General features: G+C 62.6%; 10 protein-coding genes. 5 read left to right on the top strand and 5 right to left on the bottom strand.

Going from position 1 to position 11,832, the window contains the following annotated elements:
* Positions 1–868: efflux RND transporter periplasmic adaptor subunit (locus tag B0G81_RS00005; protein WP_347877437.1), on the bottom strand; the 868-nt coding region annotated here is incomplete at its 3' end.
* A gap of 581 nt (positions 869–1,449) precedes the next feature.
* Here B0G81_RS00005 and B0G81_RS00010 point away from each other — a divergent pair.
* Positions 1,450–2,205, top strand: coding sequence for a TetR/AcrR family transcriptional regulator (locus B0G81_RS00010; protein WP_116122275.1), 756 nt, complete (start codon positions 1,450–1,452; stop codon positions 2,203–2,205).
* A 116-nt stretch (positions 2,206–2,321) separates the two neighbouring features.
* Here the strand turns inward: B0G81_RS00010 and B0G81_RS45295 are convergent, their stop codons facing one another.
* The 3 genes from B0G81_RS45295 to B0G81_RS00030 form a co-directional block, all read right to left on the bottom strand.
* On the bottom strand, positions 2,322–2,453 hold the full coding sequence (locus B0G81_RS45295) for a hypothetical protein (protein ID WP_279590457.1): 132 nt from the start codon (positions 2,451–2,453) through the stop codon (positions 2,322–2,324).
* Between the two features lie 690 nt (positions 2,454–3,143).
* The gene (locus B0G81_RS00015; RefSeq protein WP_134132194.1) at positions 3,144–3,326 is read right to left on the bottom strand and encodes a hypothetical protein; all 183 of its coding nucleotides are present in this window, start codon (positions 3,324–3,326) and stop codon (positions 3,144–3,146) included.
* Between the two features lie 1,447 nt (positions 3,327–4,773).
* Positions 4,774–5,391, bottom strand: a complete 618-nt coding sequence (locus B0G81_RS00030) for a TetR/AcrR family transcriptional regulator (protein WP_116122277.1) — start codon at positions 5,389–5,391, stop codon at positions 4,774–4,776.
* Between the two features lie 188 nt (positions 5,392–5,579).
* Here B0G81_RS00030 and B0G81_RS00035 point away from each other — a divergent pair, with 188 nt between their 5' ends.
* From B0G81_RS00035 to B0G81_RS00050, 4 genes are all read left to right on the top strand, one after another.
* A complete protein-coding gene (locus tag B0G81_RS00035) occupies positions 5,580–7,088 on the top strand; it encodes an efflux transporter outer membrane subunit (RefSeq protein WP_134132202.1) in 1,509 nt (502 codons plus the stop codon).
* 17 nt (positions 7,089–7,105) lie between these two features.
* A complete protein-coding gene (locus B0G81_RS00040; protein WP_134132206.1) occupies positions 7,106–8,320 on the top strand; it encodes an HlyD family secretion protein in 1,215 nt (404 codons plus the stop codon).
* A gap of 12 nt (positions 8,321–8,332) precedes the next feature.
* Positions 8,333–9,874 carry a DHA2 family efflux MFS transporter permease subunit gene (locus B0G81_RS00045; protein ID WP_134132209.1) on the top strand — a complete coding sequence of 514 codons (1,542 nt, stop codon included), beginning with the start codon at positions 8,333–8,335 and terminating at the stop codon, positions 9,872–9,874.
* Positions 9,875–9,979: 105 nt separating this feature from the next.
* The gene (locus B0G81_RS00050; RefSeq protein ID WP_134142943.1) at positions 9,980–11,056 is read left to right on the top strand and encodes an AI-2E family transporter; all 1,077 of its coding nucleotides are present in this window, start codon (positions 9,980–9,982) and stop codon (positions 11,054–11,056) included.
* 60 nt (positions 11,057–11,116) lie between these two features.
* Here B0G81_RS00050 and B0G81_RS00055 read toward each other — a convergent pair whose 3' ends face one another.
* Positions 11,117–11,740, bottom strand: coding sequence for a TetR/AcrR family transcriptional regulator (locus B0G81_RS00055; RefSeq protein ID WP_134142944.1), 624 nt, complete (start codon positions 11,738–11,740; stop codon positions 11,117–11,119).
* Between the last annotated feature and the right edge of the window lie 92 nt (positions 11,741–11,832).

Genomic DNA, 11,832 nt, shown 5'->3' on the forward strand with positions numbered 1-11,832 from the left:
GCACCGTCACAGGGCGCAGCTCGAGCGTATCGGTGCCGGCACGCACCACCCAGACTGCGGGGTTCTCGCCCTGATGAAAGAGCGCCGTCACCGGCACAGTGAACGGCTGTGCGCCCGACGCGCCACCGACGATATCGAACGCAACGGTGGCCGTCATGCCGAGGCGCACTTCAGGGGTGGGAGCGTTCAGGGTAAGCTTGACGCGCCAGGTGCGGCTTTGCGGATCCGCACCTGGCGACACCTCGCGCACGCGGGCCTCGAAGGTCTTGCCGGGTAGCGCCGATAGCGTTACGCGCGCCATGCTGCCGACTGTCAGCGAACTGAGCGTCCGCTCGGGTGCGTCGCAGACGACATCTACGTCGCCTGTCCAGTCGAGGTGATAGATGGATTGGGTTGCCTGAACGTTCTGGCCCGTGTCGGCGTCCTCCGACGTAATCACGCCGTCGTGGTCCGCTGTCAGCGTCGCATAGCGCAGATTGTCCGACGCGAGCGCCATCTGCGCGAGCGCCGAGTCGCGCTGCGCAGTAGCGGAAGCGTACGCGTCCTGCGTCTGTTCAAGCTGCGCAGGTGCAATCAGGTTTGCTTGCGCCTGCGCTTGATCCCGATTGAGCTGCTGCGTCGCGTAGACAAACCGGTGTTCGGCGGCATCGAGTTGCGCTCGCGCGTTCGCCAGGTTACTGCGCAGATCCGTCGGATCGAGGAGCGCAACGGCCTGCCCCGCCTTGACCGCGTCGCCGAGACGAAGGCGCCGTTCGATGATCTTACCGCCCACTCTGAACGAAAGCGCCGTGGAGTAGCGAGCCTGCACCTGAGCCGGCAGCGAAGCACTTACCGTGCGCCCGTCAGCGTGCACGGCCACGGCGACCACGGGCTTCGGCTCCGGAGCGGCCGCTTCCCGCGGGTGGCAAGCCGAGAACAGGACCGCGCAGCAGGCCGCAAGCGCCACGCGTGCGCATTGCAGAGATTGGACGAAGGAAGGTAAGAAGCAACGCGCGGGCGCCTGCGCGATAAGGCCGGAATGTTTCACGATGTTCACAAGACGGGCAATAACCCAAGTAAGAAAGTTTCCTCATGCGGTGCAAACCTGAAGTGCCAGTAAGCACAGTTTGCTATCAGCGAGGACCTACAAAACCAGCTCTGTTGATACGTTAGTTGTCCTTCTTTAGACGTACATATCGGGGCACGCCACCCGGGTACGACTCACGCTGTCAGTGGTCGACGCCGCGCCCGCTTATGCCTAGGCGCAATGATCTGCCAGCCTGTCAGTTTCGCCCGAAGACTTGGCGAGACCGGAAAGGCATTTTTTCGCTCCGTCGCCATTAATCAGCTCTGCGTACGTCCGGTTGCGGGGCGGTCGGAATGAGATTAGACCCATTACTGATAGACTTGTCAACCATGACATATAAATCTAGAATATGAACATCGAACAAATAAGATTACGGAGCCGACATGCCAGACGCCCTAAACCCGCGCACCAGGCGCGCACGCGCGCTCAAGGCGCCAGTCGCATCTCGCGACGCCGTCAACGGGAGCTTCCCGCGCGGCGCCCGTCGCAAACGCGAGACGCGCGCCCGCCTGCTGGACGCTGCGCTGCAACTGGTGGCGGCCAATGGCTTGAGCTCCGTGACCATTAACGAAATCACCGCGGCAGCGGACGTCGGGTTCGGCTCTTTCTACAACCACTTTGAGTCAAAGGAAGGCATCTTCACGGCGCTGATCGAATGGCTGTTCGAGGAATTCGCAAATTCGCTCGATCGCCTCGCTGCGGGGTTGTCCGATCCGGCGGAAGTGATCGCCGTCTCAGTGCGTCATACGCTGTTGCGGGCCCACCGCGAGCCGGTTTGGGGGCAACTTCTCATCCGCGAAGGCTTGTCGCCGCGCGCGCTCAGCAGGGGTCTCGGCCTGCGCCTGCTGCGCGACAGCGAGAAGGGCATTTCAGAAAGGCGCTTTGTGATCGCGGATCGGCTCGTGTCCGTTATCTCCGTGATCGGCACGGTGCTCGCGGGAATTGCGGGCGAACTGCAATTAGCCCTCTCGTCGAAGCGCACAGTTCGTGCGCGAAAAGCGCTTCGCTCGAAGGAGGAGAAGTTTGCGCAGCGAACCGCCGCCATCGTGTTGCAGGCGTTCGGTCTCCCACGTGTAGAGGCCGAGCGCATCGCACGACGTCCACTGCCCAGCGTTCCCGCCGGTCAGACCTTGCCGTGAAGGCGTGATTAGCGCGAGCTTTGCGCCCCTTCGCATCTGCGGGCGCACGGCCAAGATACAGAATCGGACGGTGGCGCGATCGCGCCGCACTTCTGATCAGACGAACGCGCCGCCGGTCAGATCTGGTAAAGGGCACTCACGAGATAGCGACGGCGCAGTTCCCGCAATGACGATGCGAGGATGGTGCTGACCGGCAAAGCCAGCAGCGCACCGAAGAATCCGAACAGCCGCCCAAAGCCGGCACGCAAAGATCTCCGCAAGGATGATCGAGTGGCTTTCGTCGCTGGGTCGAAGTGTCGGCGGAAGCCACCGTCTTAACCGCGGGACCCGGCGATGATGCGGTCGCCCGCCGGCGCATCCGTCAGATTCGCGTCGCAACTTTAGCGGCGCTGCGAGTCATCCTGGCATTACCCTGTTGACGTGACGGGTCTTGCGGTGTCGCCGGCGTGCGGGTGCCTATCTGCGAACGCCCGCCGGGTCGCCCGGCGACCTAAATCCACAATGGAGGCGCCTTCGGATGGGGCTGCGGCGTCATCGCCGGTGCAGCCATGGCGGGAACGACAATCGCAATGACCCGAGGTGTCGGCATCACGATCGTGGAGCAACCGCAGACCATCGCAGCGAGCGGGAACTGGCACAGCAAGGCGAAAAAGAAGCGCGATCGTCGCATCATTCCTGCCACCGATGCAGCGAATCGTTCAGGTTTTGGTCGAACAGTTATGAGTGACATCTCCGCGGTTGATACAGCGTGCGCTGGCGTTGGAGACGACTCTCCTATGCCATTTCGTGGACGGGTCTAAATATGATACCAATATCATATTTGATGATTAACATCGTCGTAGATTTAGAAAAATGCAAGCGCACTGCACCGGCGGTCGCAATGCGCCGCGCGCTGCGTTGCCGTCCGGCTCGCGGACGGCGGCAGACGCGCGGAGGGGTCAATGCGTGAGGACGCTCGTCTGCGCGGCTAGGCGCTCGACCTCGATTAGCGCCTGGCCAAGCACATCGATAGCCCCATTCGTGGTGGCGGCCGTAGCAGCGCTGCGCAACGCATGCTGAACGACTTCATGAATGACTTCCGTGTTCGATGATTCGACCTGGAACATGTTTTGGTGTGCCATAAGCATTCCTGCGTAAATAGCGAAGTGTGTATGAGTGGATGCAGTATAAGCAAAGCGCGCCATCATTCGACGCGCGCAACTATGAGTTGCGAGATCTTCAATACACGGGGTTTGCGTGAACCGCGAATCGCGGGCAGCAGAACAACAAGCGGAAGCTATTCCATACTCACGTCCGGTCTTATTAACGAACCTCTGTCGAGGCGTCCACGCTCGATCGGCTGATATCGTTGACGTGACGCCCAGTTTGAAACCGCCGAAGCGACTGCGGTACGTGTCATTCAGATGGTCCGCAGCGTCCGTGCCTTCGGACACGGTATAGAAGCGCGCGGCACTTCAGGGCAATCGGCTGCGAGGCTTGCAGCGACGGCAACTCTCCGTTGCTCCGGGGGATGCTTGTAAGCAGACGGTAACTGACTAAACTGGCACCAACGAACTGGCAAACAGCACTCATGCCTCGCCAGACCGTTGTTCCCCAAACACCGCGTCTCCTGCACGACGCTGGATATGGAGTCTGATCATGCAAAAGCCGAAGACCTTCCTCCCCGCCCCTGTTGTCGCGTCACTCCTGTCCTTCTCGACCGCCGCGTTCGCTAACAGCGATGCCCCCCCAAAAGTATGAGCCAGCGGCTGCGCAAACGGTTCAGCGTAAAGCGGTTGAGGGTCAAACGGTCGGCTACCACGACCGCACGAGTGCCGCTACACGACATGCAATGGACTTTCAGGCGGTGTTAGCCCGCGTAGAAGCCCAACGACAGGCGTTCAACAACTACGGCGGGGTGGATAGTTCGTCCGCTTCCCGCCCCTCAGACAACGTAGCGTCGAATCGATCCGTCGACTTCAGTACCGCAACGGCGCCCTGGCGGTACAAGGCAATCCTGGCCGCGCTCTGATACGGCCTGCGGCTGCCAATCGCATCAAATTCAGGACAACCAGCTGGAAAAATTGAAATGAAAAAGACCTTCGCCGTACTGTTCGCATTCCTTACCAGCACATCTGTGCTTGCGCAAAGCAATCTGCCGCAGCAATTCCCATCGCAGCAGCTTCCCTCCACCGGACAGTCCCCCACGAAGCAGCTTTCACAGGGTGGGCCGCAGCTTCCGCACCCTCCACAGCTTCCGCAACTTCCAAACCAGCTTCCGAACCAGCTTCCGACACAAGCGTCGACCCAAGTACCGACCCAAGTACCGACCCAGCTTCCGAAATAACCCGTATGGCCGCGCAAGCACCGCAACCATACCTGAGAGACTGGCGATTGTCGCGCCTACCCCGATTCTGTTCGTCGCGGTAGGCATGCATGCGATGCATGACGGTGTTTGCCATATGACGTCCGCAACTCGCTGGCCGCGACACCGTGGCTGGTCGAGCAATAGACTGGGGGTTGGACGGAGCCGCCCACCTGGCGAAACGGTGGCGGTTCGCCTGCCATCGCCCGAGTTCAGGCGCCTGCCTATGCGACGTCACCTTTGTCCGTCGGCCCATAGGCGGCCAGAAACACGTCGACCGCTCTTTGAACGACTTTGGCGACGTTGCGGGAACTGGTATCCGCCGGCACACCTAGCAGGCAAAGCTCCAGCAACTCCGCTTCATATAGCCCGCGCAGATGCGCGGTCGCGACGTCTGCGTTACAGCTGCGCAGCTGCCCGCCGTCAATCGCCTGCTGCAGGAAGTCAGCCACCATTTGCCAGCCGACCTTCGGCCCGCGGTCATAAAACAGGGCGCCGACGTGCGAGCGGCCGCCTTCGTGATTTGCTAGACGGCGCACCGCCAGTATCTGCGGCTTGAGCGTGGCGGCGAGATAGTGCTTGCCGAACCTCAGCAGTGTCTCGCGAATCGGCAGCGAGGTTTTGAGTAGCTCCGTCGCTACTTTGGCTTCCTCCGCGGCGGCCATCATGACGTCCGCGAACATCAGATCCTTGGACTCGAAATAGCTGTAGAGCGTGGCTTTTGATCCGCCTGCCCGCGCCGCGATCTCGGACATGGATGCCCGTTCGAACCCCACTTCGCAAAACACCTGGAACGCGGCGTCGACGATCGCCTGCCGCTTTTCTTCTGTCTTCACCCTCATTTTCAATGCCCTCCCACTCTCTGCAAGACCGATCAACGACATGGCCGGCGGCGACACCGTGACCGGCCTTCGACTTCCAATGGTGTGATCTTATCATATCTGAACCGTACAGTTTATTTCTGTTGACAGGCAAGATCCGTATAACTAGACTGCCCGGTATCGTAAAGGAGCGAAGGGAGCAGGAGATCATGCAAGAGAGCACGGACATTCGGAGTCAGGTGAAACCGGTGAGGCTGGCCGTCGCGTTCGCGTTCGCGATGGTGGTGAGCGCTTGCGCGCAACTGCCCGACATGCCGCAGAAGCCGGTCACGAAAGACATCAGCAGCTATGAGACTGCGCAGAGTCTCAGTGCGGTCGGCGGCAAACAGGGCAGCTCGGCGTCAGCGTGGCCTACCGATCAGTGGTGGCTCGGCTACAACGATCCGCAACTGAACGCGCTGATCGGAGAAGCGCTCCAGGATGAGCCGACACTGGCGGCCGCCCAGGCGCGGCTGCATAACGCCGAGGCGTCGGCGCAGGTGGCCGGCGCGGCGCTGCTGCCCGAAATCGACGCGGACGGCTCGGTCCAGAAGAAAAAACAGAGCTACAACAACGGTATTCCCTCGGATTTCGTTCCCCACGGATGGCGCCCCTACGGCAGCGCCGAGCTGAATTTCAACTACGAAATCGACTTCTGGGGCAAGAATCGCGCGGCGCTGGCCGCCGCTACGTCGGAGCTCGACGCCGCACGCGCCGATGCCGCACAGGCCCGCATGGTTCTCTCGGCGTCGATCGCGGCAGCGTATGCCGACCTCGCGCGTCTGTTCGCCGAGCGCGACAGTGCGCAGGCGGCACTGCAGGTGCGCACGCAATCCGCACAGCTGTTCCGTGAGCGCTTCGCCAACGGGCTCGAAACGCAGGCAGGTGTGAAGCAGGCGGAGTCGAAGCAGCAAAGCGCGCAGGCCGACCTTCTCGCGCTGGATGAATCGGTGGCACTCGAGCGCAACCAGATCGCCGCGCTGATGGGCGCCGGTCCCGACCGCGGCCTGCGCATCGCACCGCCGGCCGTCGATCTGACGCAGCCCGCCGAGATGCCCGCCAACCTTGGACTCGGCCTGCTTGGCCGCCGTCCGGACGTGGTGATTGCACGCCTGCGTGTAGAGGCGGCGGCGAAGCGGATCGACGTCGCGCGAGCCGGGTTTTATCCCGACATCACGCTCGGCGCGTCGATCGGCTTCCAGTCGCTTGGCCTGAACATGCTGACGAACGCGGCTTCGCTGGCCGGCAACTTCGGTCCGGCGATCACACTTCCCATCTTCAATGGCGGACGTTTGCGCGGCGAACTGCGCGGCGCGCGGGCGACTTACGACGAGGCGGTCGCGAACTACGACGAAACGCTGACGAAGGCGCTGCACGACGTGGCCGACGTGGCCGCAAGCAAACGCGCGCTGGCGGACCGGCTGCAAGCGACCCAAGCCGCCTACGACGACGCAGCCCAGGCGCACCAGGTCGCGCTCGATCGCTATCGCGCCGGCCTTGCCGGTTATCTCGAGGTGCTGAACGCCGCCGACACGATGACGTCGGCACAGCGCCAGCTCGCCGATATCCGCTCGCGCACCTTCTCGCTCGATGTCGCGCTCGTGCGCGCTCTCGGCGGCGGATATCAGGCCAGCACGCCGGCCGCGACCGACGCAACCCATCCCAACAAGCAAAGCTGATTTCAAGGACTCCGATCATGTCTGAAACCCAATTCGTCAAAACCAGCGAGTCGCTGATGCCGGACTCGCCCGCTTCCGCTGCTTCCGCTGCTCCCGCCGATACCGGTGCCGCGGCCCCCGCTCCCCCTTCGAACCGCAAGAAGCTGTTCGCGCTGCTCGGCGGCGCCATTCTCGTCGCCGGTCTCGCCTACGCAAGCTACTGGCACTTCATCGCGTCGCACCACGTGTCGACCGATAACGCCTACACCGCAGCCGAAGTCGCGTCGATCACGCCGGCGGTGAGCGGGATCGTCAGGAGCGTTCCGGTCGTGAATACACAGCAGGTACATAAGGGCGACGTATTGGTGGTCATCGATGACACCGACGCAAAGATTGCACTCGCGCAGGCTGAGGCCGATGTGGGCCGCGCCGAACGCAAAGTTCGCGGCTATGTCGCGACGGATACGCAACTGAGCGCGCAGGTCAGTGCGCGCTCAGCCGACCAGACCCGGATGGCCGCGCAGATCGCATCGGCCCAGGCCGACTTTGACCGCGCGGCGATCGACCTGCAGCGCCGCGAAGTACTGAGCCACACCGGGAGCGTATCCGGTGAAGAGCTGAGCAACGCGCGCGCCGCATTTGCCACCGCCAGGGCGGCGCTCGACGCAGCCCGCGCTGCGGCCTTGCAGGCGAAGGCAAGCCGCGACGCCGCAGTCGGCTCGCTCGAAGCGAACAAGGTACTGATTGCGGACACGACGGTCGAAACCAATCCAGAGGTCCTGCTCGCACGTGCGAAGCGCGATCAGGCACGCGTCGATCTCGAGCGCACCGTGCTGCGCGCGCCGGTCGACGGTGTCGTCGCGAGCCGCCAGGTTCAGGTGGGGCAGCGCGTTCAGACCGGCGCGGCGTTGATGTCGGTCGTGCCGATCGAATCCGTCTACGTCGATGCCAATTTCAAGGAGACGCAGCTCGGCAAGGTGCGCATCGGACAGCCGGTGGAACTGGAGTCGGACCTGTACGGCAGCAAGGTCGTCTATCACGGCAAGGTCGCGGGCCTGGCCGGCGGCTCAGGCTCGGCGTTCGCAATGATTCCCGCGCAGAACGCGACCGGCAACTGGATCAAGGTGGTGCAGCGCCTGCCGGTGCGCGTCAGGATCGATCCGGCCGAGCTTCGCGCGCACCCGCTCGGCATCAACCTGTCGATGGAAGCGACGGTCGACACGCGCGGCGGCAACGACGCGCCCGCTCACTAAGGATCCGCCGCCATGTCTTCCAGTCAGGTCAACGACATCGCATTGCCGCCGCTGTCCGGCCCCATGCTGATTCTCGCGGCGGTGATGATCGCCGCCGCCAACTTTGTCGCGGTGCTGGACAGCACCATTGCGAACGTGTCCGTGGCGACCATTTCCGGTGCACTCGGCTCCTCGACCAGCCAGGGCACGTACGTCATCACGTCGTATGCGGTGGCCGAAGCGATCACGGTTCCGCTGACCGGCTGGCTCGCGAGTCGCTTCGGGACGGTACGCGTGTTCATCGCGGCGCTGGTCATGTTCGGACTGGGTTCGGCACTGTGCGGAATGGCGACGTCGCTCACCACGCTGGTGCTGTTCCGTGTGCTCCAGGGCCTCGCGGGCGGCCCGCTCATGCCTCTCTCGCAAACCCTGCTGCTGCGCATCTTCCCGAAGGAGAAGACGGCCGCTGCGCTCGGCCTGTGGAGCATGACGACCCTGCTCGCGCCGGTGATGGGGCCTGTGCTGGGCGGTGTCATCTGCGACGACTACCACTGGTCCTACATCTTCTTCATCAACGTGCCGGTGTCGCTGATCTGCGCATACGCCGGATGGATGCTGCTCAAGCGCTATGAATCCGAGAAGATACGGATGCGGATCGATACTGTTGGCCTAGTGTTACTGGTCATCTGGGTCTCGGCGCTGCAGATCATGATCGATGAGGGCAAGGATAAGGACTGGTTCAGTTCGCTCGAAATTCGCGTACTCGCGGTGACTGCGGTGATTGGCTTCCTGGCTTTCCTCATCTGGGAGCTGACCGAGCGTAACCCCATCGTCGATCTACGGGTGTTCCGCCATCGTGGCTTTGGTGCGAGCGTGGTCACCATGACGCTGGCGTTCGGCGCGTACTTCGGCGCCACCGTGCTCACGCCACTGTGGTTGCAAAGCAATATGGGGTACACGGCCACGTGGGCCGGCTACGCGACGGCGACCACCGGCATCTTCGCGGTCGTCTCCGCGCCGCTTGCGGCCAAACTGTCAACGAAGTTCGATGGACGCTGGCTCGTGTTTGCCGGCGTGATGTGGCTTGGCTCGGTGACGCTGTTCCGCACCCATGCGAATTCGGATATGGACTTCTGGCAGGTGGCGTTGCCGCTGTTGCTGCAAGGCGTGGGACTACCGTTCTTCTTCGTCCCGACGACGAGCCTCGGGTTGAGCAGTGTCGACGAGCCCGAAACGGCTTCGGCGGCGGGGCTGATGAGCTTCTGCCGGACCTTCGGCGGAGCGATTGCCACCTCGGTCGTCAACACGTTGTGGGAGAACAAGACCAAGTACAACCGCGCGGAATTGTCGGGCCTGGTCGATCAGGCTGGCCACTATGCGGCCTCGCTAACGGGCTCAGGCTGGAGCGCACATCAGGCGCAGGCTCAGATCAGCAACATGGTCGAGTCGCAAGCGGTGATGCTCGCCACCAACCAGCTTTTCTTCAGCATTGCATGCTGCTTTGTCATTGGCGCACTTGCGATCTGGATTGCGCCCAAACCAACGCGTGTGGCCGATACGTCGCAGGCGCACTGAGCGCGGGGGGCGCGCGTGCGCGCCCCGCTCATTTGAATGGCGACACTGATGACCCTGCTCGATACGCCGCAGTCTTTTCTGCGCTGTCAGTTGCGGGTCACCCGAATACGACTCTCAACCATGCCCCTGACCTCCTATCAACGCCAGGCTCTCGTCTGGAGCGCCATCGCCGCTGGCCTCGGTATTCTTCTATGGATCCTGCGACCGGTTCTCACGCCATTCCTGCTCGGCGCGCTCGTCGCGTACATGTTGCAGCCAGGCGTCGAGTGGCTGGTGCGCAAGCGTGTGCCGCGTACGGTGGCCGTGCTCCTGATGATGCTCCTGTTCGCATCGCTCCTGACCCTGCTGCCGCTGCTTGCGTTCGCCGTGATCCACAAGGAAGGACCCGAGCTCGCGAAGAACGTTCCCGTTTTCATCGCCGGCCTGAACGCGTGGCTGCAACCGAAGCTGGCAGTGCTGGGCGTCAGCTACTCACTCGACCTGCCCGCAGTCCGCCACCTGCTGACGGGCGACACGATCGGCAACGGCCAGACCGTCATACTCGCCGCCGGGCGGTACGTGCGTACAGGCAGCAACGTCGTGCTTCCTGTTGTCAGCAACCTCATACTGGTGCCGCTTGTCCTTTTCTATCAGCTTTACGACAGGCACCAGATATTCGCGCGGATGGAAAGTCTTGTGCCGCGGCGCTGGGTCTGCAAGGTCCGGGGACTCGTGACCGAGATGGACCACATGTTGTCGCAATACTTGCGCGGCCAGTTGCTTGTGATGGGCGTGCTCGCCGTGTTCTACCCGGTAGCGTTGACTCTGGCCGGCCTCGACATTGCGCTGCCCATCGGACTCTTCACCGGCTTCGCGGTGTTCATCCCCTACGTGGGTTTCGCCCTGGGACTCGCCTTTGCCCTTCTTGCCGCGCTTCTGCAATTTGGCGGCTGGTACGGCATCGGTGCAGTCGCAGCCGTGTACGGAGTTGGGCAGGTTCTCGAAAGTTCTTTTCTTGTTCCCAGACTCGTGGGTAACCGCATCGGTCTACACCCGCTCGCGGTGATCTTCGCCCTGCTTGCATTTGGCGAACTTTTTGGCTTTTTTGGCGTGCTGCTCGCGCTGCCGGTCAGTGCGATCCTTGCGGCGCTGCTGGGCGACCTGCGCCGCCGCTATGTGGCCAGTGCGCTTTATAAGGATTGACCCCCGGTTTGCCCTGGATGCCGATCTGCCGCCCGGACAATGCGGGCGGCAGCCCGATGATCAGTGCGTGGTTTGTGCGGCGTCCGTCGACCCGTACGCGGCCATGAACACGTCGACCGCTCTCTGAACGACCTTCGCGATGTTGCGGGGGCTGGTATCGGCCGGCACGCCAAACAGGCAGAGCTCCATCAGCTCAGCCTCATACAGCGTGCGCAGATGCGCTGTCGCGATGGCTGCGTTACAGTTGCGCAGTTGCCCGGCGTCAATCAATTGCTCCAGGAAGACAGCCACCGTTTGCCAGCCGAGCTTCGGCCCGCGCTCATAAAACAGGGCGCCGATCTTTGACCGGCCGCCTTCGCGATGCGCGAGACGGCGTATCGCGAGCAGTTGCGGTTTCAGCACCGCAACCAGATAGTGCGTGCCGAAGCTCGCCAGTGCATCGCGAACCGGCGTGGAGGTCTTGAGCAGCTCGAACGCCGCTCCGACTTCCTCCTCCGCGGCGGCGGTCATGAACTCAGTGAACATCTCTTCCTTCGACTCGAAGTAGCTGTAGAGCGTGGCTTTCGAACCGCCTGCCCGTGCCGCGATCTCGGACATCGACGCGTGCTCGAATCCCACCTCACTGAACACCTCAAACGCGGCGTCAACAATCGCCTGCCGCTTGGCTTCCGTTTTGCCCCTCATCGGGCTCTCCTTTTGTTTATACGATCGAATCGACGACGCCGCCGGCGGCGACACATCTGATCAATCTTCCGTCTTTACACGTGCGGACTTTA

Origin of the sequence: Paraburkholderia sp. BL6665CI2N2 (genome assembly GCF_004366535.1) — a bacterium.
GTDB lineage: Bacteria > Pseudomonadota > Gammaproteobacteria > Burkholderiales > Burkholderiaceae > Paraburkholderia.

Coding starts and splice junctions, on each gene's coding strand:
- B0G81_RS00010 (WP_116122275.1), top strand. CDS start 1,450: ATGCCAGACGCCCTAAACCCGCGCACCAGGCGCGCACGCGCGCTCAAG.
- B0G81_RS00015 (WP_134132194.1), bottom strand. CDS start 3,326: ATGGCACACCAAAACATGTTCCAGGTCGAATCATCGAACACGGAAGTC.
- B0G81_RS00030 (WP_116122277.1), bottom strand. CDS start 5,391: ATGAGGGTGAAGACAGAAGAAAAGCGGCAGGCGATCGTCGACGCCGCG.
- B0G81_RS00035 (WP_134132202.1), top strand. CDS start 5,580: ATGCAAGAGAGCACGGACATTCGGAGTCAGGTGAAACCGGTGAGGCTG.
- B0G81_RS00040 (WP_134132206.1), top strand. CDS start 7,106: ATGTCTGAAACCCAATTCGTCAAAACCAGCGAGTCGCTGATGCCGGAC.
- B0G81_RS00045 (WP_134132209.1), top strand. CDS start 8,333: ATGTCTTCCAGTCAGGTCAACGACATCGCATTGCCGCCGCTGTCCGGC.
- B0G81_RS00055 (WP_134142944.1), bottom strand. CDS start 11,740: ATGAGGGGCAAAACGGAAGCCAAGCGGCAGGCGATTGTTGACGCCGCG.